The sequence below is a fragment of the Rugamonas apoptosis genome (genome assembly GCF_014042355.1).
Taxonomy (GTDB): domain Bacteria; phylum Pseudomonadota; class Gammaproteobacteria; order Burkholderiales; family Burkholderiaceae_D; genus Rugamonas; species Rugamonas apoptosis.
This window is the reverse complement of sequence record NZ_JACEZU010000008.1, coordinates 315,375-334,829: the sequence shown is the minus strand read 5'-3', so window position 1 is coordinate 334,829 and position 19,455 is coordinate 315,375. Positions and strand designations below refer to the sequence as shown.

The following is a 19,455-nucleotide window of genomic DNA, read 5'->3' as shown; positions in this document are numbered from 1 at the left end:
ACGGATGGTGACGACCATGGGTACCACGCTGGAACTGTGCCGCTATTCGCACATGATGCATCACCGTTTCACCAACGATCCTCAAGACCCCGACAATTACATTCACGGAAGCTGGTTGACGCTGCCACTGCGCTGGATGAGGTTTGACTTCAGCTACGCATGGTACAACCTGACCAATAATGATCCGCGCAGCAGGAAAGTCATGCTACGAGCACTGCCCAATATGATCGCCACAGCCTTGGAGGTGCGGGCTGGCTGATCGACCACGGCTATGGCTGGCACGTGCTGATGCAGTGGTTCATACCAACACGCATAGTGTGCGGGCTGATTGCAGTTGTATTCCTGTGGCTGCCGCACCTGGATGGAGATGAAAGCGGCAAGGTCGCGCATATCACCAGCGCCGGACCGACCACGGACAACCTGACAGCAGGCACCATCATGCGCCTGGGCAGCGAGGGAATCCTGAATTTACTGATGCAGTGGCACAACTACCACTTGATACACCATCTCTGGCCCACCACGCTGGCATACAACCATACCAGGGTCTGGAAACTCATGGAGCCGGAACCGCGCGAGCGCGAAACTGACTGACGTTGAACTACTTGCCACTGAGTCTCCTCCATTGACGGATATAGATTTGCTTTATCCAAGTGCGCGCGATACGCCCGCGCGCAAGCGAAATACCGATGAACTCACTGTAGTTGGCGCTCTTACTTAATGCCGATTGGCCGTGACCACGTTTGCAAAGAAAGGTACAAGAGCAAGCAAGCCAGCCAGCATCCAGAAAGCGATGGGTAAGCCGACGGCCTTTGCGACGAATCCGATGCTGGCCGGGCCCGCGAGGATTCCCGCGTAAGCGGTGGTGGATATGGCGGCCACCGCGAGTCCTGGCGGCATGGCCTTTTGGGTCGCTGCGCGCCTGAACAGGACTGGCACGATGTTGGAGCAACCCAAGCCGATCAATACGAAGCCCAACAGTGCGATAACACCCGTTGAGGCAGTAAGCAGAATAACGAAACCGGAGAGGGCAATGACGCCGCCCCAGAGCATGGTTTTATGATCGCCAATACGGCTGGAGATAGTGTCGCCAGTTAGTCGGCCTACGGTCATGGCGACCGAGAAGAAGATGTAGCCAGTGCCACCTTGTGCCACCGGGAATAAACCATTTTCAGTAATCAGCAGAGCGCTCCAATCCAGCAGCGCCCCTTCCACCAGGAAAGTAATGCAGGCCAGCGCTGCAATTGCCAGCACGAGGCCGCGTGGCAGTACGAACATTGGCCGTTCCTTACGCTCGTTGCCCTTAAGCAGTCGAGGCGTGGCCATGAACATCGCCAATGCCATCAGTGCTGCGCACAGCAGCGTGCTGTTCAGAATTTCGAAATGCTTGGACAGCAGGAAAGTCATGAAGGCCGAGCCGGCGAAACCGCCGATACTGAAAAGAGCGTGAAAGCCGGACATCAACGGCTTGTCAGCCGCGCGCTCAACTTCAACGGCGTGTAGATTCATGGCAACGTCTAGCGCACCCAGCGTAGCGCCGAAGGCCGCCAAGTTGAGCCCGAGCGTGAACGTTGTATCGGACAGGGGCAGTAATGCCAAGGAGGCAGCAAAACCGAATCCACTGCCGACGATGATTGGCTTGCTGCCAAAACGCATCGTCAGCGGGCCGGTGAGGAGCATTGCACAGATGGAACCGATCCCAATGCAGAGGAACAAAAGGCCTAGCACATGCTCATCTAGCCCAAGGTTTGCTTTAGTGAATGGCACCAGCGGTGCCCAGCATGAATAGCCGAAGCCAGCTACCAAAAATAGTAAACGTGTCGCAAGACGGCTTGCGGGACTATCGGCAGAGCGCACTATACTTTCCTTAAGGTTGACGGTGTGACGGGGTCAGATCGGCGCAGCGGCCCTGAGAACTGTGGTATCGGCTTGTGCTAACAGCCGTGCCTTATCATCGGGTGCATCGAACTCGACGATGAAATGGTCTATGTCGTTGATAGCGCTAATGCGATATGGCGCTCGCGTTTCAAGTTTCTCGCTCGTTACCAGCATCACGTTATGCTGGCCAGAGGTCACCAGTGATTTTTTGAAAAGCGAATCGGCCATGTTAAACGCGCATACGCCGGTTGCAGCTGCTACCGCGCAAGCACCAATGAAACAATGGTCGAAGTTCATCGCCGAAACCATTGTGATCGCGCCAGCGTCAACACAACCACCAACATGCGGGTCCACAATGCCGCCGATCATCAGCAACTGAAGATCTTTGCGCTTTATGACCTCAGATGCGATCGAAATGGAATTGGTGGCAACCGTAATACGACTGTCCGCTGGCAGGAACTGTACAACCGCCAGATTGCTGCTGCCGCTATCCAGAAAAATTAGCTGGCCAGGTTTGACCAGGGATGCTCCCACAAGCGCCAAGGGGTCTTTCCTGCCGCGCGCCTCATCCACCCTGATTGCCATCAGGGTGGACGCGGGGGAGGCAGGCAATGCGCCACCATATACGCGACGACAGAGGCCTTCAGCAGCAAGTGCGCGAAGGTCACGACGAATGGCGTCTTCTGATACGCCAAACTCGATTGCTAATTCGGCCGCTACGACGGGCAAGCCCTTATCGAGTCGAGAGGTGATGACGTCGCGTCTGGCGATGGGAATTTCGTTCATGAACAGATACTACTATGCATGAATGAGAATGTAAACGTTGCACGTTTATGCACGTTCAATGTAATGTCGGCCCGCCTGGGAAATTTCGCACGCAGTTGATCGCACACGACGCGCCACTCTGCGCTGATCGCCTCCGCGTTGTCTTGCATGAAGATCGTGTTGAGCATGGCCATGACGGCCTGGCGCTGTCCTTTGGCGGTGTACGCCAGCGCGTTGCGCAGCAAGAGCGCGCGACAACGTTGCCAAGCACTCTTGAGGACCTTGACGACGCCTGCCTTGAGCCATTCATGGACATCGGAGATCAGCAATTTGAGACCGCACAGGCCGCGCCGGGTCAGGCTGCGCAGGAATTCGGTCCAGAACGGGGCGGCTTCGGAGACGCCAGTGGCGATGCCGAGGATTTCACGTACGCCGTCAGTGTTGATGGCCACCTCGATTATTACGGCGACCGACACGACCCGGCCGGCTTGTTGCGTTTTGACGTAGGTCGCGTCGATCCATGGGGGGGCAGTCACCCTCGATAGGACGTTGTAGGAATGCCTGAACGAGTTCGTCGATCTCCTCGCACAGTCGCAACACCTGGCTCTTGGACACGCCGCTCATGCCCATGGCTTTGGACTAGCTCATCGATGGCGCGGGTCGAGATGCCTTGAATGTAGACTTCCTGGATCACGGCCGTGAGCGCCTTCTCCGCGGTGCGGCGTGATTCCAGGGAGTCGGGGAAATAACTGCCGCTACGCAGCTTGGGGATTTTCAGGCCGAGCGTGCCAGCGTGCGTCTCAAGTGTGCCTTCGCGTTAGCCATTGCGGCTGTTGACGCGTTCCTCGCTGCGTTCGCCGTTGGCCGCTTCGCACAGGGCCTCGACGTCCATGTCCATCAGGCGTTGCAAGGCGAATTGAAGCGTTTGTTTGATGAAATCGGCATCAGCGCCCCTTGCGGCGAGCTCCGTCAAAGCCAGGGCGGTGGGCGTGGTCATCGTGACTACATCCGAGTGGTTAAGGTCTGCCAACCCCAACCCCAACCCCAACCTACTCAGGAATCACGATGGCCACCTCGTCATTGCTCAAGCCTTAGCGCCACATGCCCTGGTCGGCGGGTGCTTGCAGCCAATTTCGCTTGACTTTTTAAATGACGGACGCAATACTCCTTTACATAACTAGCGTTATGTAAAGGAGGTGGCATGGAGAACGGGCAGGCCGGCAAGCGGGCGGCGCTAATAGTCGGCGCGGGCGACGCTACGGGTAGCGCGATCGCCAGGCGTTTTGCGCGGGAAGGTATGGTCGCGTGCGTGACGCGCCGTAGCGCAGACAAGCTGCGGCCGCTGGTGGAGGAAATCCAGGCTGCCGGCGGAGAGGCGGTCGCCTTCGGGGCGGATGCGCGCAAGGAAGAAGAGGTAGTCGCGCTGGTGGATCAAATCGAGCGCGAGATCGCGCCGATCGCGGTGATGGTGTTTAATATTGGCGCCAATGTGCCGTGCAGCATCCTGGAAGAGACTGCGCGCAAGTACTTCAAGATTTGGGAAATGGCGTGCTTCAGCGCTTTCCTGACGGGCCGGGAAGTCGCCAGGCGCATGGTGGCGCGCGGACGCGGCACCATCCTGTTTACCGGAGCGACGGCCGGCCTGCGCGGTTCGGCCAATTTCGCCGCCTTCGCCGGGGCCAAGTTCGCGCTGCGCGCACTGGTGCAAAGTATGGCGCGCGAACTGGGGCCGCGCAATATCCACGTGGCGCACGTGGTGGTCGACGGCGCCATCGACACCGCCTTCATCCGCGACAATTTCCCCGAGCGCTATGCGCTGAAAGCCCAGGAAGGCATCCTAAACCCGGACCACATCGCCGACAATTACTGGCACCTGCATGTGCAGCCGCGCGACGCCTGGACGCATGAGCTGGACCTGCGTCCATGGATAGAGAAGTGGTAGGTGGGCCATGGAGGAGCGAGCATGAGTAGACACGCGGATTTCTATTTTGATTTCGGCAGTCCCGCGTCATACCTGGCGTGGACCCAGTTGTCGGGGATAGCACGCGCGGCGGGCGCGGAGCTGCGCCTGCATCCTGTTCTGCTGGGCGGGGTGTTTCAGGCCACGGGCAATCAATCGCCGGCCCAAGTGCCGCGCAAGGCGGCATGGATGCGGCGGGACATGGAGCGCTATGCGGCGCGCTACGGCGTGCCGTTCGTGAACAATCCGCATTTTCCGGTCAATACCCTGCAACTGATGCGCGGCGCGGTCGGCTACTGGATGCGCAAGCCTGAATCATTCGATACGTACGTGGCGGCGATCTTCCGCGCGATGTGGGCCGAAGGCGCGAACCTGGGTGATCCTGCCGTGCTGGCGCAAGTGCTGCTGCGGGCAGGGTTGGATTCGCGAGACTTCCTGGCGCTGGTTCAGGATCCGGCAGTCAAGGAACAGTTGCGCGCCGATACGGAAGCGGCGGTCGGGCGCGGCCTGTTCGGCGCACCCACCATGTTCGTTGGCGGCGAGATGTACTTCGGCCAGGACCGCCTCGACTTCGTCCGCGAAGCATTGCTGGCGTGACTACGGAGATGAGCGCGAGCCTATCCGGTCCGATACCTCGTGCTTCGGATGAGATGCCGCCGGCCAGTTTTCTCCCTGCTTAGATTGGTGGCACCACTGGTTTAGGCTTATGCCCGGGCATCTGCGTGATTCCCGGGCATTTTTTTGTGGACGGCGGAATGCGCGGCACCGGCATAAATAAGTTGCGATCGTTATGCTATAATCGGACCGAAGTCAAGCGCGGGCGATACTGCGCTGGCGAGTTTCATCCATTCTTCTTTTCAGGCGGAGTTCACCATGCGCTATTCTGCAACGCACAAAGCGGATACCCGGAAACACCTGCTCCAAACGGCGGCTTCGTTGTCCAAGCAGAAGGGCTTTTCGATCACGGGGGTCGATGCCCTGGTCGCGGCTGCGGGATTGACCAGCGGCGCGTTCTACAATCACTTCAGTTCGAAAAATGAACTGTTTTCCGAACTACTGAAGCATGAAGTCGAGAACGGATTTTTCATGTTTGTCGACAAGGTGGAAGGGGAATCCGAAGATGAATGGATAGCGCGGCAACTCAAGAGTTACCTGAACTGGGGGCACGTCCAGCATCCGGAGAGCGGCTGCGTTGCCTCCAGCCTGGGCGCGGAAATCGCGCGGGCGGACAAGCCGACCAGGAAGATCTTTGAAGCCGCCGCCAGGCGCGTTCACGGCGTCTGGGCAGAGCAGGTGGGCGACGACAAAGCCGCTTGGGCAGCGATTGCCCAGATGATCGGCACCATTGTGCTGGCGCGCGCGATGGCGTCGGACAAGACCAGAAGGGAAGTGCTGAATGCCGGCAAGGGGTTCCTGGAGAACGCCCTGTTGCATAAGGATTCAGCGTAAGCAAGGCCCCTCAGGCGCGGTCGGTCATGGCGCCGAGACGGCCGCGTATCAGTTCTTCCGCCTCGGCCATGATGCGGTCGATAAGCTCCCTTGCCGATGGAATGTCTCTGATGAGGCCGGCCACCATGCCACAGCTCCAGGCGCCCGCATCCATTTCGCCGTTGACCATGACTTTGGGATAGACGCCGGCGACCTGTTCATAGATGTCCCCGATCTTGAGCGTGGCGCCCTTTTCGCGTTCGATCTCGATCAGCTTTTCGACGCCCGCGTTCCTGAGTACGCGCTCGGTATTGCGCAGCGGTCGCATCACGAGGCGGGTATCGAGTTCCGTTGCTTCGACGATGGCGCGTTTCACGTTTTCATGCACCGGCGCTTCCTTCGTCGCGACGAAACGCGTTCCCATGTTTATACCTTCCGCACCCAGGGCCAGCGCTGCCACCAGGCCGCGTCCATCGGCCATGCCGCCGGAAGCCACGAACGGGATCTTCAGCTCTTCAGCGGCGCGCGGCAGCAGGATCATATTGGGGATGTCGTCTTCCCCGGGGTGGCCGCCACATTCGAAGCCGTCCACACTGACCGCATCGCATCCGATGTTCTCGGCCTTTAGCGCGTGGCGCACCGAAGTACACTTGTGAATCACCTTGATGCCAGCGGCTTTAATGACCGGCATGTATTCCTCGGGACTGCGGCCCGCCGTCTCGATGATGCGCACGCCGCTTTCTTTAATCGCTGCGATGTATTCCAGGTAGGGCGGCGCCGAGAACGTTGGCAGGAAGGTGAGATTTACACCGAAAGGCTTGTCAGTCATGTCGAGGCAGCGGGCGATTTCCTTTGCTAGCAGTTCCGGTGTTCTTTGTGTCAGGCCTGTGATGAAGCCAAGTCCGCCTGCGTTCGATACGGCTGCCGTAAGTTCGGCAAAGCCGACGTAATGCATGCCGCCCTGGATGATGGGGTGCTGAATGCCAAAGAGTTCGGTGATGCGGGTTTTCATGGTTTAGTTCTCAAGCAGGTAAGTGATAAGGAGGAGGGCGCGGCGCTTCGAAAGAACACTGTCGATTTAATGAAAGAACGATCGTTATTTAAAGCCACGATACTGCAATGGCTAAGGCGTGTCAATCGCTAATAATTCGCGCAGCAACGCATTCTTGACCAAGTTCCGCCTTTTGAGATAACGTTCGTTCTTTAATTCGGCGGAAGTCCGGTGGGGAAATGGCATGGAGGAAATCGTCAGTGTGGTGGAAAATGGAGTGCTTCGGATCGGTTTTAACCGGCTAGAGCGCAAGAATGCAATTACCGGCGCCATGTACCTGGAACTGGCGCGGCTGGTGGCCTCAGTCAATGTTCGCGCCGATATCCGGGCGCTGCTGCTGCATGGCGCCGAAGAGATTTTCACCAGCGGGAATGACCTGGCGGAGTTTGCCGGTGACCAAGGGAGGCAGCCGGACCGTCCGTCTGAAGCGTTCATACACGCCGTTGTCGCTTTGGAAAAGCCGCTGGTGGCTGCGGTCAATGGTCCGGCGGTCGGCATCGGCGCAACGGTGCTGCTGCATTGCGACCTGATTTACGCGGGACAGAACGCCAGCATCCAGTTCCCCTTCGTGAGACTGGGTCTGTGCCCCGAATTCGCATCGAGCCTGCTGCTGCCGGCCAGCGTCGGCCACCGGCGCGCCGCGGAATTGCTGCTGCTCGGCGAGCCATGCTTGGCGGAGCAGGCAAAATCCTGGGGCCTGGTCAACGACGTGCTGCCTCCGTGCGAGGTGCTGCCGCGTGCGCTGGCGGCTGCCGCCAAACTGGCCGCGATGCCACCGGCCGCCGTGCGCCTGACTCGGTCGCTGATGCTGGAACACCGTGAACAGGCGGTCGATGTGCGCATTGAACTGGAGTGCCTGGCCTTTGCCGAACGGCTGAAGTCACGTGAAGCGCAGGAAGCGTTCAGCGCATTTTTTGAGCGGCGCGCGCCGGATTTTTCCGCGTTCAACTGAGGCGGTGGACTGTAGTCACGAGCTTGACAAGATAACGATCGTTATCTATATTCATTTATAAAATCACGAACGTTCGTTTTATTACTGAAAGAACACCGATATGTCAAATTACGCTCATCTCCTCACGCCCCTGGACCTCGGCTTTACAACCCTGCGCAACAGGGTTCTCATGGGTTCCATGCACGTCGGACTGGAAGAACTGGAAGGCGGCTATGAGCGCATGGCCGCGTTTTATGCCGAACGCGCCAGAGGCGGGGTCGGACTGATTGTGACCGGCGGCATCTCGCCCAACGAAGAGGGCATTCCGTTCATGGTCGGCGGAAAACTCAATACGGAGGAAGAAGCCTCGCATCACCGCGTCATTACCGATGCGGTCCATGCGGAGAACGGGAAAATCGCCATGCAGATCCTGCATTTCGGACGCTATGCGAAACATCCACATCTGGTAGCGCCGAGCGCGCTGCAGGCGCCGATCTGTCCCTACGTGCCGCGTGCGCTGAGCGATGAGGAAGTACTGAAGACCATCGACGACTATGCGCATTGCGCGTGGCTGGCCCAGCAGGCCGGATACGACGGCGTGGAGATCATGGGGTCTGAAGGATACCTGATCAACGAGTTCATCGCCAGTTGTACCAACCTGAGGACCGACCGCTGGGGTGGCAGCTACGAGAACCGTATCCGCTTTGCGGTCGACATCGTGCAGCGCGTACGCGAGCGTACCGGAACCAATTTCATCATCATTTACCGTCTCTCGGCGCTGGACCTGGTCAATGGCGGATCAACTTTCGACGAAGTCGCGCTGCTTGCCCGAAAGATCGAACAGGCCGGGGCCACGATCATCAATACCGGTATCGGATGGCATGAAGCCCGGATTCCAACGATCGCCACCTCGGTGCCGCGCGGGGCCTATGCCTGGGTCACGCAAAAACTGAAGGGCGTGGTATCAATTCCTCTGGTTGCGACCAACCGGATCAATACGCCGGAAGTCGCTGAGCAAATCCTGGAGGACGGCTGCGCCGATATGATTTCCATGGCGCGCCCCTTCCTTGCCGATCCCTTCTTCGTCGCCAAAGCCGCCGCCGGGCGCGCCGATGAGATCAACACCTGCATCGGCTGCAATCAGGCATGCCTGGACCATGTCTTTAGCGGCAAGGTGACTTCCTGCCTGGTGAATCCGCGCGCCTGCCATGAGACGGAACTGAACTATTTGCCGGCCGCCGCCAAAAAGAAAATCGCCGTGGTTGGCGCGGGGCCGGCAGGCTTGAGCTTTGCAACTGTGGCGGCGGGCCGCGGCCACCAGGTCACGCTGTTCGACGCGTCTGCCGAGGTGGGCGGGCAATTCAACATTGCCAAGCATATTCCCGGGAAAGAGGAATTCCATGAAACCATACGCTACTTCAACAAGCAGGTTCAGTTGACGGGCGTTGAATTGCGTTTGAACCGGCGCATTTCCGCGCAAGAGCTGGCGGCGCAAGCGTTTGACGAAATCGTGCTGGCCACCGGGATCGTTCCGCGCATGCCTGCCATTGAAGGGATCACCCATACCAAGGTGTTGAGCTACCTCGACGTCCTGCGCGACAGGAAGCCGGTGGGAAAAACCGTGGCGATTATCGGCGCCGGCGGCATCGGGTTTGACACAGCGGAATTCCTGACGCATGAGGGAACCAGCCCCAGCGTGGATTTGCCCCTGTTCCTTGATGAATGGGGGATCGACGGTACTATCGGCAACCCGGGCGGCCTGCGCAAGCCGCTCCGCACGGCGCCACGGCGCAAGATCTACCTGCTGCAACGCAAGACCAGCAAGGTCGGGGACGGACTGGGCGCGACCACCGGCTGGATACACCGAACCGTCTTGAAGCACAAGCAGGTCGAAATGATCGCCGGTGTGGATTATGTGAAGATCGATGACGCCGGTTTGCACATCATGTCGGATGGCCGCCCCGGTGTGCTGGAGGTCGATAACGTGATTGTCTGTGCCGGCCAGGACCCGCAGCGCACCCTGCATCAACAGCTGGAGCAGCTGGGATTGGCGTCGCACCTCATCGGCGGCGCCGACCAGGCCATGGAACTCGACGCGAAGCGGGCGATCAACCAAGGCGCGCGGCTGGCGGCAATAATTTGAAGCGTGGCCAATACTTCCCTTTTAAGTTTACTAATCAGGAGATATCAACATGAGCAAAGAAATCGTTATCTGTTCCCCTGTCCGTACCGCCATCGGCAGCTTTGGCGGTTCGCTGAAAAGCACGCCTGCCGCGGTGCTTGGTGCGCATGCCATTGCCGCAGCTTTGCGCCGCTCAAGGCTGGATCCGACGCTGGTCGACAGCGTGGTGATGGGGAATGTGGTGCAAGCCGGCAACGGCATGAATATTGCGCGCCAGGCGGCCATCCATGGAGGGCTGCCCGTCGGCGTGCCGGCCATGACGATCAACCGGGTGTGCGGTTCCGGCGCCCAGGCCGTCGCCACCGCTTATGCGGAAGTCTCCAGCGGGTTGTCGCGCATCGTGATTGCCGGCGGCATGGAAAACATGGAACGTGCGCCATACCTGCTGCCCGCCATGCGCTCCGGCGCCCGTATGGGCAATGCCGAGGCGATCGATGCAATCCTGGCGGATGGCTTGAATGACTCGTTCTCGGGCAAGCACTCGGGCTGGCATACGGAAGACCTAGTACAGAAGTTTACCATCTCGCGCGAGGCGCAGGATACTTTCGCGGCGCAGAGCCAGCAGCGCTTCGCGGCGGCGCAGGCGGCCGGCTGGCTGGAAGCGGAGATCGAGCCATTGTCCCTGAAAGGCGCCAGGGGGGCTGTCACTACGTTTGCGGCGGACGAGTCGGTTCGGCCGGATACCACGGTGGAATCGCTGGCCAGGCTCAAGCCCGCGTTCCGTCCCGACGGCACCATCACTGCCGGCAACGCACCCGGCGTGAATGCCGGGGCGGCCGCGATGATCATATGCGATGCCGACCTGGCCCGTGAATACCGCCTGGAACCGATGCTGGCGGTGCGCGGCATCGGCGTGGCCGGTGTCGAGCCGGGATACTTCGGCCTGGGGCCATTGCCGGCAATCGGCCTGGCCCTGGCCCGCGCCGGGTGGACGGTGGATGAGGTGGACCGCTTCGAAGTCAATGAGGCGTTCGCGGCGATCGCCATCGCGGTGCGCGACGAGTTGAAGATCGACCCGGCGAAGTTCAACGTGGACGGCGGCGCCATTGCACACGGCCATCCGATCGGTGCCACCGGCGCCATCCTGACCACCAAGGTGGCGCACGCGCTCAAACGCACCGGCACGCGCAAGGCGGTGGTCTCGCTGTGCATCGGCGGTGGCCAGGGGATCGCGCTCTGCCTGGAACGCGTCTGATGGCGGGCGCCTGCGCCATGTGGCGGAATTTGCCAATGGTGCGGCGCTGATTGCCAATGACATGCTCTGGACGCTCCTTTACAGTCAATCCAAGCTCATGGCTTAAGGAAAACCCGGCTGCGTTCACGCCGGGATGTCAGTCACTCGTTCAGGGAATGATCAATCTTATGGATATCGAAGCCCTCTTTGGCTTATCTGGGAAAGTTGTATTGGTTACCGGTGCTTCCAGCGGCATCGGCTTGCATATCGCGAATGTGTATGCGCAGGCTGGGGCGAAGGTCGCGCTGGCGGCGCGGCGCCGCGACAGGATAGAGCGGGCCGTCGCGGAGCTGGGTCAGCATGGCTATAGCGCCGTGGGCGTGTATCTCGACGTGACGGACAGCGCTTCCATCGCCTCCGCTTTCCAGGCAGCGGAAAGCCACTTCGGCGCAGGAATCGACGTCCTGTACAACAATTCGGGGATGATTTATCAAAAGCCCTTCCTCGAGCAGGAAGAGACGGAGATCGCACGCCTGTTCGACACGAATTTGAAAGGCGCGATGCTGGTGGCGCAGGAAGCGGCGCGTCGCATGGCCATGCGCGGCAGCGGTGCCATCATCAATATCGCATCGACGGCGGGCCTGCGGGCCGGTGGAATGCTGTCCAGCTATGGGGCGTCCAAGGCGGCGCTGATTCAATTGACCAGGGTAATGGCGCTCGAGCTGGCGTCGAAAGGCATCCGGGTCAATGCCATTTGCCCGGGCAATATCGAAACCGATATGCAGGAAAGCCTGAAGGCGTTCGAGCAGGCGCTGATCAGGAGAACGCCGATGAAGCGCTTCGGCAAGGCTGAAGACCTGGACGGCGTTTCACTGCTGCTGGCGTCGGATGCGGGACGGTACATGACGGGAGCGGCGATTCCCGTGGATGGCGGCCAGGCGCTAGCCTGGATGTAAGCCGGTGGCCGGCTGTGACTTACCTCGAATGTGAAAAGACAAAATGAATTCTCCCGTTACTTTTGTGCAGGAAGGCAGCATAGGGCTGATCCGCATCGATAACCGTCCGGTGAATGCGGTTTCTCCCCGCGTGGTCGCCGCACTTGAAGCATCGTTTGCCGAGTTTGAAGAGCGCGGCAGCCTTGACGCGCTGGTGATCTATTGCGCCGGGCGCACCTTCGTCGCCGGGGCTGATATCGCCTGGTTCGACAGCAGTGATTTCAATCCCCAGGCGTACAACCGCTTGCTGGCGCGGATCGAAGCGTCGGAAAGGCCGGTGGTCGCCGCATTGCATGGGACGGTGCTGGGCGCCGGTCTCGAACTCGCCTTGGCTTGCCACTGGCGCGTCGCGGAACCAGGTACGAAACTGGGTCTGCCCGAAGTCAAACTCGGACTATTGCCTGGATCGTTGGGAACGCAACGTTTGCCGCGCCTGCTTGGTGCCGGCGCGGCGCTCGGCATGATGTTGAGCGGCGCCATGGCTGGGGTACAGCAGGCATTGCAGGATGGCTTGATCGACGAAGTCTGCGAAGGAGAGGCGCGCGCGGCCGGCAAGGCAAGCGCACAGCGACTGGTGGCAACCCGTGCGGCGTTGCGCAGGACCAGCGCGCTGGCGGCCCCAGTCCCGCCCGATGGCGGTTTTGCGCAATACGTCACGGACGCAGCCAGGAAGCCCCAGTATCCGGCCCGTGTCGCGATCGTGCGGTGCGTGGAAGCGGCCGTCGAGCGAAGTTTTATGGACGGAGAGCAGGTCGAAGCGCGCGAATTCGCCACGCTGCTCGGCTCGGCCACATCGAAGAGCCTACGGCATTTGTTCTTTTCCGAACGCGAAGCCGCCAGGATTCCTGGTCTGTCGGACAGCACTGCGCCGCAGGCCGTGCGCCGGGTCGGCATCGTGGGCGCCGGCACCATGGGCGGCGGCATTGCAATGAACTTCGTCAATGCAAACATCCCGACGGTGCTGCTCGATACCACGGAGGCGGCATTGCAGCGCGGGCTGGATTTGATCCGTAAGAATTACATGGCCAGCGCCGCCAAAGGCAAACTGACCGCGGAGCAGGTCGAGCAGCGTATGGGCCTGCTGACAGGCGCGCTGGAATACACCGCGCTCGCCGATTGCGACCTCATCATCGAAGCCGTGTTCGAAGACCTCGAGCTCAAGAAGCAAGTCTGCGCCCGGATTGGAGGTGTCGCCAAGTCGGGCGCTATTATCGCCACCAACACGTCCACCCTGGACGTCAATGTGCTGGCCCGGGCGGCCGGCCGCCCCGAACGCGTGCTGGGCATGCATTTCTTCAGTCCCGCCAACGTGATGCGGCTGCTGGAAGTCGTGCGTGGCGACGATACCGCTCCGGAAGTCCTGGCTACCGTAATGAAGCTGGCGAAAGCCATCGGCAAGACTCCGGTGGTCTCGGGCGTGTGCTTTGGCTTTATCGGCAACCGTATGCTGGAGCCCTATTTGCGCGAGATGGAATTCCTGCTGATGGAGGGAGCTGAACCGAAGCAAATCGACGCCGCCGCCGAAGCGCTCGGCATGGCCATGGGGCCGTGCCGGATGATCGACATGGCGGGCGTGGACGTCGGCGCCAAGGTGGTGATCGAACGAGGCAAAGCTGGCGAACTGCCGGCTGATCCGGCCTACCGTGCCGTGGTCCGCAAGCTGTTCGAGCTGGGGCGGTATGGGCAGAAGACCGGCGCCGGCCATTACCGCTATGACGGACGCACCCCGGTCCACGATCCCGAGTTTTCCGCGCTCGCGCGCGCGCTCGGCGACATGCATGGCGTCGCCCGCCGTACGGACATCAGCGGCGAGGAAATCGTCGAGCGGCTGTTCTATCCGTTGATCAATGAAGGCTTGCGCATCCTGGATGAAGGCATCGCCTACCGTCCCGGCGATATCGACGTGGTCTGGACCGCCGGCTATGGATTCCCCGACCACTGCGGCGGGCCGATGTTCATGGCGGAGCAGACCGGCCTGACGAAGATCGCGCAGCGCCTGCGCCACTATGCGCGAGTGCGCGGCGATGCTTTTGGATACTGGACTCCGTCATCCCTACTCACGCGGCTCGCTGAAACCGGAGAACCGTTGAGCAAGTGGACGCGTACCGCATAAACAACCCCTTTTTTGGAGAACATCATGAAAGAAGCAGTCATCGTTTCCACCGCGCGCACGCCGATCGGGCGTGCATACCGTGGAGCACTGAACAATATTAAGTCCCCGACCTTGCTTGGCCACGCGATATCGCATGCGGTTCAACGCTCCGCGATCGACCCGGCGGAAATCGAGGATGTGGTCATCGGCTCGGTGCTCAATGCCGGCACGGCGGGCATGAACGTGGCCCGCCTTGGCGCGCTCGCGGCGGGCCTGCCGGCCGGGGTGGCGGGGCAAACCATGGACCGCCAGTGCGCATCCGGACTGATGGCGGTGGCGACCGCCGCCAAACAAGTGATGGTCGATGGAATGGAGATCGTCGTCGCCGGCGGGCAGGAGAATATTTCCGCCGTACAGACGCCTTACTTCGAGTGGGCGGCGCGCGAACGGGACGACAACGTGGTGATGCGCGCGCAGCATGCCTACATGCCCATGCTGCAAACCGCAGAGTTCGTATCGCAAAAATATGCGGTGACCCGCGCGGCGCAGGACAGTTATGCGCTCGAATCGCAGCGCCGCACCGCGGCCGCGCAACAGGCGGGCCGCTTCGACGCTGAAATCGTACCGATCGCCACGAGCATGGCGGTGGTGGACAAATTGACCGGTGCCGTTTCATATCAGGACGTCACCCTGTCCAGGGACGAGGGAAACCGGCCGGACACGACACTGGCGGGACTGCAGGCGCTCAAGCCGATCACCGACGGCGGCGTCATTACCGCGGGCAATTCCAGCCAGTTGTCCGACGGCGCGTCGGCATGCGTGATCATGGACCGCGCGCTGGCCGAGCGCCGCGGACTGCAGCCATTGGGGCTGTATCGCGGCATGGCGGTGGCCGGCTGCAAGCCCGAAGAAATGGGTATCGGACCGGTGTACGCGATTCCCAAGCTACTGAAGCGGCATGGTTTGACGGTCGGCGATATCGGCTTGTGGGAGTTGAACGAAGCCTTCGCCTGCCAGGCGCTGTATTGCCGTGACAAGCTCGGGATCGATCCGGAGTTGTTCAACGTCGACGGCGGCGGCATTTCGATCGGCCATCCCTATGGCATGACGGGCGCGCGGCTGGTCGGGCACGCCTTGCTGGAAGGACAGCGCCGCAAGGCGAAGTATGCGGTTGTTTCCATGTGCATAGGCGGTGGTATGGGCGCCGCCGCGCTGTTCGAGGTGCTGTGATGGCAATCGACTACGCTGTCATCCGCTATACGCTCGACTTTTATCTGAATGACTGGCTGGAAATCGGTCGTCTTTGCGAACGCCCGCGTTTTGCCGACCATGGTCCCGAGACGTTTGCCGGCGTGCTGGATCTGTGCGAACGCCTGGCAGCGGAACGCTTCGAACCGTTCAACCGCCTGGCCGATACCGAGGAACCGCATTTTGACGGGGCCCACGTCAGCCTGCCCGCCGCCACGGAACAGGCATGCAGGGCGTATGCGGAGTCCGGCATGCTGGCCGCCGCGCAAGATGCTGACATCGGCGGCATGCAGTTGCCTTGCACTGTCGAAATGGCCGCCAACAGTTTCTTCAGCGCGGCCAGCATCGGCATCCGGGCATATTCGATGCTGACGGTGGCGAACGCCAACCTGTTGATGGCCCATGGTTCGGAGCAGCAGCGCCGCGTGTTCGCCCACCCGCAGTTCGAGGGGCGGTGGTATGGCACGATGAACCTCAGCGAACCGCAAGCCGGTTCCAGCCTGTCGGACATCGCCACCCGCGCCGAGCCGGACGGCGCCGGCTATGAATCCGATCCGCTCGGGCCGCGTTACCGCATCAATGGCCGCAAGATGTGGATTTCCGGAGGCGAGCATGCCATGGGCGAAAATATCGTCCACTTGGTGCTGGCCAAGATTCCCGATGCAGAAGGACGCTTGCCGGCGGGGACCAAAGGTATTTCACTGTTTATCGTCCCCAAGTTCAAGGTCGACGCGGCAGGACGCCTGACCGGAGAGCGCAACGATGTCGCGCTGGCAGGACTCAACCACAAGCTCGGGTATCGCGGCACGGTCAATACCTTGCTCAACTATGGCGAGGGCGGCGGCGCGGTGGGGTACCGCATCGGCGATGCGGGCCTGGGTTTGACATACATGTTCCATATGATGAACGAGGCGCGCATCCAAGTCGGCCTCGGCGCGGCGATGCTGGGGATGGCGGGCTACCTGGAATCGCGGGAATACGCTTTCCAGCGGTCGCAGGGGCGGCCGATCCAGCCCGGACGCAGTGCGGCAAAGAATCCGACGCAGCAGCCCGTGCTGATCGAGCAGCATCCCGACGTGCGGCGCATGCTGGTGGCACAGAGAGCCTATAGCGAAGGCGCCATGGCCCTGTGCCTGTTGTGCAGCCGCCTGGTGGACGAAGAGCGCACCGGGATGGGCGACGCCGCACTGGAGGCGAAAGCCTTGCTGGAAGTATTGACGCCGATTGCAAAAAGCTGGCCAAGCGAGTGGTGCGTCGAGGCTAACAGCCTGGCGATCCAGGTATTGGGCGGCTATGGCTATACACGCGATTTCCCGGTCGAGCAGCATTGGCGCGACAACCGGCTCAACATGATCCACGAAGGCACGCATGGCATTCAGGCGATGGATCTGCTCGGGCGCAAGGTGGTGATGGACAATGGCGGGCCGTTCCGGTTGTTATTGCAGCGTATGCGTGGTTCGGTTGCGGCCGCGTCGGAACTGGCGCGAATGCAACCGCTGGCGGATGAACTGGGCCGCGTCTTGCTACGCCTCGAACACGCGACCGCCCGTGCATGGGCAAGCGGCAGCGCGCCGGAAGCGCTGGCCAATGCGACCGCTTACCTGCGGGCATTCGGCCACGTGGTCATGGGCTGGATCTGGCTCGACGTTGCGCGCGCCGCGGTTCAAGCCGAGAGCAGCGGGCGGCGTTCATCGGGCTTTGTCGAAGGCAAGGTGGCGGCGGCCCGGTACTTCGTCCTGCACGAATTGCCGCTGGTCGAGGCGTGGCTGCGTCCTGTGGAGCAGTGCGACCGGCTGTGGCTGGATCTTCCGGTAGAAGCGGTCTAAGGCGTACAATCCGTTGATCCGTGCGGATTTCGTACGGATCAGCGGTTGAAGCCCCAAGGAAGACATCATGGGTCAGCTTTCGCTCACGCTCTCATCAGGATTCGTTAATGCATTTCTCGCTGCCGCCGAAGCCGCCGGCGACGATGCCGTGAGCCTGCGCCAGCAGGCTGGCATTGCGGACGATGTTTTAAGGGAACCGGGCGGCCGCGTTACCGAAGACCAGTTCGTTGCTTTGTACCGGCTGCTTGCCGAGAAATACGATGACGAACTGCCCAAACTCTTGTCCCACCCGGTCAGGGGCGGTGCGCTGAAGTTTGGCGTGCTGAGCATCATTAACGCGCCGACGATGGGCGTCGCCCTCTACCGGTATACGCGGTTCCTGCGGTTGGCGGTCCATGATTTTCAAATAGAACTTATCCATAGCCCGGACATCAGCCGCATAGTCATCGAGGAACCTGCGGGCGGCAGACGCTGCAAGACCATGGCGATCGAGATGGTGCTCAAGGTGATCCATGGGCTGGCGTCATGGCTGGTGGGGCGTGAAGTCAGGCTGCTCCGGGTTGATTTTGCGTTCGACAGGCCGTCTTATGCGCAAGAGTTCCAAAACCTGTTCCCCGGGCCGGTATTTTTCAACCAGCCCGCAAGCCAGATTGTGCTCGCCAGCGACCAACTGAGCTTGCGCATTCAGCGCATTCCCCGCGACGTCAAGCCTTTCATCGCGCGTTTGCCCAGGGACTGGATATTCGTCTCCTTCAAAGATTCCCTGGTGACGCACCAGGTGCGGGAACAGTTGATGAAGATGGGGGCCGGCAATATGACTGTCGACGAGATCGCGGAGGCATTGCATATGTCCGCGCGCACCTTGTGCCGCAAGCTGGAAGCCGAACAGACGTCTTTCAAGAAAGTCAGGGATGATTTGCGGCGCGATCTGGCGGTCGAGCTCTTGAACAACTCGAACGCGACAATGTTCGACATTGCGCAGGAGCTGGGTTTCGGCGAAGTGTCCTCATTCCACCGGGCATTCCGCGCCTGGACCGGCGCAACTCCTGGCGCCTACCGGCAAATCAGGGATGATTGACTTATCTCGGAGTTATGGCTTGCCAGCCGCCTCTTGCCATCACGGCGCGGAGGAACAGCGCGACCCGCGCATGCAGTTGCTTTCGCAACGCGTTTTCTTCGACAGGCACTGGGGTATTGACCGGGCGCAGGTAACTACCCGCGATGCACGCCAGGAAGAAATCAGGCAGATGGTCCACAGGCACGTCCGGCGCCAGCTCCCGGCGTACTTTTTCATCACTAAAATACCGCGCCAGCAGCAAATGTACCTGGTCCATTCCTCGCGCGTCCTTCATTCCGTCGCCCTGTCCAACCTCGGTCAGGGCCAGGTAGCGCATGCGTGTCATGTCTGGATTGGCCATCAAGCACAGGTAACGCCAGCCAAATCGCGTTAGTACTTGTGTCATGTTGCCGGCCGCCGGGTCAAGTAGCTCATTATCGTCCAAGAAGCACGACATGCCGTCGTTCAATATGGCGTGGAACAGTCCCGCTTTGCCGTCAAAAGTCGTGTAGATGGTGCGCACCGCTACCCGTGCTTCGCTGGCGATGCGGGCCAGGCTGATGGCGTGGTAGCCGGCAGTGGTAAATAGTTCCGTCGCGACTGCAAGCAAGTGCCGCTGGCGTGCATGCGCTTCTATCTTGCGGGGCCGTCCGACCTTGTTGCTGTTTGTACTGTCTGCCGGCATGCAGGTCGGTGTGGCGGGAATTGGCACGACTGAACCCCTTCGTATTGATCGAAGGCCGTTCTCTAGGTAACGGCCCTGTTCTGATATTTAACATAACGGCTATCGCAATACTAAAGAATCACGATCGTTATGTAAAGGAATTGGTGATGCCGAATGCCGTTTGCTTGGCCGAATCCCTGTCATGGG

General features: G+C 60.6%; 17 protein-coding genes and 1 pseudogene. 13 read left to right on the top strand and 5 right to left on the bottom strand.

The features are described from left to right. Positions 1-16 precede the first annotated feature (16 nt). Both H3H39_RS17820 and H3H39_RS17815 read left to right on the top strand, forming a co-directional pair. Complete coding sequence (locus H3H39_RS17820; RefSeq protein WP_182154956.1) at positions 17-259, top strand: hypothetical protein; 243 nt, start codon at positions 17-19, stop codon at positions 257-259. Continuing rightward, the gene (locus H3H39_RS17815; RefSeq protein ID WP_255462672.1) at positions 256-591 is read left to right on the top strand and encodes a fatty acid desaturase; all 336 of its coding nucleotides are present in this window, start codon (positions 256-258) and stop codon (positions 589-591) included. The genes H3H39_RS17820 and H3H39_RS17815 overlap by 4 nt, the downstream gene beginning before the upstream one ends. Before the next feature lie 123 nt (positions 592-714). Here the strand turns inward: H3H39_RS17815 and H3H39_RS17810 are convergent, their stop codons facing one another. The 3 genes and pseudogenes from H3H39_RS17810 to H3H39_RS27970 form a co-directional block, all read right to left on the bottom strand. Beyond that, positions 715-1,854 (bottom strand): MFS transporter, encoded by a 1,140-nt coding sequence (locus tag H3H39_RS17810; protein ID WP_182154952.1) that lies wholly within the window; start codon positions 1,852-1,854, stop codon positions 715-717. Between the two features lie 33 nt (positions 1,855-1,887). Continuing rightward, positions 1,888-2,661 carry a DeoR/GlpR family DNA-binding transcription regulator gene (locus H3H39_RS17805; protein WP_182154950.1) on the bottom strand — a complete coding sequence of 258 codons (774 nt, stop codon included), beginning with the start codon at positions 2,659-2,661 and terminating at the stop codon, positions 1,888-1,890. A gap of 68 nt (positions 2,662-2,729) precedes the next feature. Continuing rightward, positions 2,730-3,637 (bottom strand): annotated as a pseudogene (locus H3H39_RS27970) (IS256 family transposase); the annotation flags it as partial. Between the two features lie 204 nt (positions 3,638-3,841). Here H3H39_RS27970 and H3H39_RS17785 point away from each other — a divergent pair. From H3H39_RS17785 to H3H39_RS17775, 3 genes are all read left to right on the top strand, one after another. Next, complete coding sequence (locus H3H39_RS17785) at positions 3,842-4,582, top strand: SDR family oxidoreductase (protein ID WP_182154945.1); 741 nt, start codon at positions 3,842-3,844, stop codon at positions 4,580-4,582. A gap of 21 nt (positions 4,583-4,603) precedes the next feature. Beyond that, positions 4,604-5,197: a 2-hydroxychromene-2-carboxylate isomerase gene (locus H3H39_RS17780; protein WP_182154943.1), complete on the top strand. Its 594-nt coding sequence runs from the start codon at positions 4,604-4,606 to the stop codon at positions 5,195-5,197. Positions 5,198-5,473: 276 nt separating this feature from the next. After that, positions 5,474-6,049: a TetR/AcrR family transcriptional regulator gene (locus tag H3H39_RS17775; protein ID WP_182154941.1), complete on the top strand. Its 576-nt coding sequence runs from the start codon at positions 5,474-5,476 to the stop codon at positions 6,047-6,049. Between the two features lie 10 nt (positions 6,050-6,059). Here H3H39_RS17775 and H3H39_RS17770 read toward each other — a convergent pair whose 3' ends face one another. Next, positions 6,060-7,040 carry an NAD(P)H-dependent flavin oxidoreductase gene (locus tag H3H39_RS17770; RefSeq protein ID WP_182154939.1) on the bottom strand — a complete coding sequence of 327 codons (981 nt, stop codon included), beginning with the start codon at positions 7,038-7,040 and terminating at the stop codon, positions 6,060-6,062. Between the two features lie 223 nt (positions 7,041-7,263). Between H3H39_RS17770 and H3H39_RS17765 the strand changes: the two genes are divergently transcribed. From H3H39_RS17765 to H3H39_RS17730, 8 genes are all read left to right on the top strand, one after another. Then, a complete protein-coding gene (locus H3H39_RS17765; RefSeq protein WP_182154937.1) occupies positions 7,264-8,031 on the top strand; it encodes an enoyl-CoA hydratase in 768 nt (255 codons plus the stop codon). A gap of 100 nt (positions 8,032-8,131) precedes the next feature. Further along, entirely contained in the window at positions 8,132-10,153 is a 2,022-nt protein-coding gene (locus H3H39_RS17760; RefSeq protein ID WP_182154935.1) for an NADPH-dependent 2,4-dienoyl-CoA reductase, read from the top strand. 49 nt (positions 10,154-10,202) lie between these two features. Further along, on the top strand, positions 10,203-11,387 hold the full coding sequence (locus tag H3H39_RS17755; protein WP_182154933.1) for a thiolase family protein: 1,185 nt from the start codon (positions 10,203-10,205) through the stop codon (positions 11,385-11,387). A gap of 167 nt (positions 11,388-11,554) precedes the next feature. Then, positions 11,555-12,322, top strand: coding sequence for an SDR family NAD(P)-dependent oxidoreductase (locus tag H3H39_RS17750; protein WP_182154931.1), 768 nt, complete (start codon positions 11,555-11,557; stop codon positions 12,320-12,322). 43 nt (positions 12,323-12,365) lie between these two features. Then, complete coding sequence (locus H3H39_RS17745) at positions 12,366-14,474, top strand: 3-hydroxyacyl-CoA dehydrogenase NAD-binding domain-containing protein (RefSeq protein ID WP_182154929.1); 2,109 nt, start codon at positions 12,366-12,368, stop codon at positions 14,472-14,474. A gap of 24 nt (positions 14,475-14,498) precedes the next feature. After that, positions 14,499-15,683, top strand: coding sequence for an acetyl-CoA C-acyltransferase (locus H3H39_RS17740; protein WP_182154927.1), 1,185 nt, complete (start codon positions 14,499-14,501; stop codon positions 15,681-15,683). Continuing rightward, on the top strand, positions 15,683-17,527 hold the full coding sequence (locus H3H39_RS17735) for an acyl-CoA dehydrogenase family protein (protein ID WP_182154925.1): 1,845 nt from the start codon (positions 15,683-15,685) through the stop codon (positions 17,525-17,527). Before H3H39_RS17740 ends, H3H39_RS17735 begins: the two co-directional genes overlap by 1 nt. 67 nt (positions 17,528-17,594) lie before the next feature. Beyond that, complete coding sequence (locus H3H39_RS17730; RefSeq protein WP_182154923.1) at positions 17,595-18,605, top strand: AraC family transcriptional regulator; 1,011 nt, start codon at positions 17,595-17,597, stop codon at positions 18,603-18,605. A gap of 1 nt (position 18,606) precedes the next feature. Here H3H39_RS17730 and H3H39_RS17725 read toward each other — a convergent pair whose 3' ends face one another. Then, positions 18,607-19,296 (bottom strand): TetR/AcrR family transcriptional regulator, encoded by a 690-nt coding sequence (locus tag H3H39_RS17725; protein WP_182154921.1) that lies wholly within the window; start codon positions 19,294-19,296, stop codon positions 18,607-18,609. Between the last annotated feature and the right edge of the window lie 159 nt (positions 19,297-19,455).

Bases quoted from the DNA above. Each gene is read 5' to 3' on its own strand.
- H3H39_RS17820 (WP_182154956.1), top strand. From the start codon at position 17: ATGGGTACCACGCTGGAACTGTGCCGCTATTCGCACATGATGCATCAC.
- H3H39_RS17805 (WP_182154950.1), bottom strand. From the start codon at position 2,661: ATGAACGAAATTCCCATCGCCAGACGCGACGTCATCACCTCTCGACTC.
- H3H39_RS17785 (WP_182154945.1), top strand. From the start codon at position 3,842: ATGGAGAACGGGCAGGCCGGCAAGCGGGCGGCGCTAATAGTCGGCGCG.
- H3H39_RS17780 (WP_182154943.1), top strand. From the start codon at position 4,604: ATGAGTAGACACGCGGATTTCTATTTTGATTTCGGCAGTCCCGCGTCA.
- H3H39_RS17775 (WP_182154941.1), top strand. From the start codon at position 5,474: ATGCGCTATTCTGCAACGCACAAAGCGGATACCCGGAAACACCTGCTC.
- H3H39_RS17770 (WP_182154939.1), bottom strand. From the start codon at position 7,040: ATGAAAACCCGCATCACCGAACTCTTTGGCATTCAGCACCCCATCATC.
- H3H39_RS17765 (WP_182154937.1), top strand. From the start codon at position 7,264: ATGGAGGAAATCGTCAGTGTGGTGGAAAATGGAGTGCTTCGGATCGGT.
- H3H39_RS17760 (WP_182154935.1), top strand. From the start codon at position 8,132: ATGTCAAATTACGCTCATCTCCTCACGCCCCTGGACCTCGGCTTTACA.
- H3H39_RS17755 (WP_182154933.1), top strand. From the start codon at position 10,203: ATGAGCAAAGAAATCGTTATCTGTTCCCCTGTCCGTACCGCCATCGGC.
- H3H39_RS17750 (WP_182154931.1), top strand. From the start codon at position 11,555: ATGGATATCGAAGCCCTCTTTGGCTTATCTGGGAAAGTTGTATTGGTT.
- H3H39_RS17745 (WP_182154929.1), top strand. From the start codon at position 12,366: ATGAATTCTCCCGTTACTTTTGTGCAGGAAGGCAGCATAGGGCTGATC.
- H3H39_RS17740 (WP_182154927.1), top strand. From the start codon at position 14,499: ATGAAAGAAGCAGTCATCGTTTCCACCGCGCGCACGCCGATCGGGCGT.
- H3H39_RS17735 (WP_182154925.1), top strand. From the start codon at position 15,683: ATGGCAATCGACTACGCTGTCATCCGCTATACGCTCGACTTTTATCTG.
- H3H39_RS17730 (WP_182154923.1), top strand. From the start codon at position 17,595: ATGGGTCAGCTTTCGCTCACGCTCTCATCAGGATTCGTTAATGCATTT.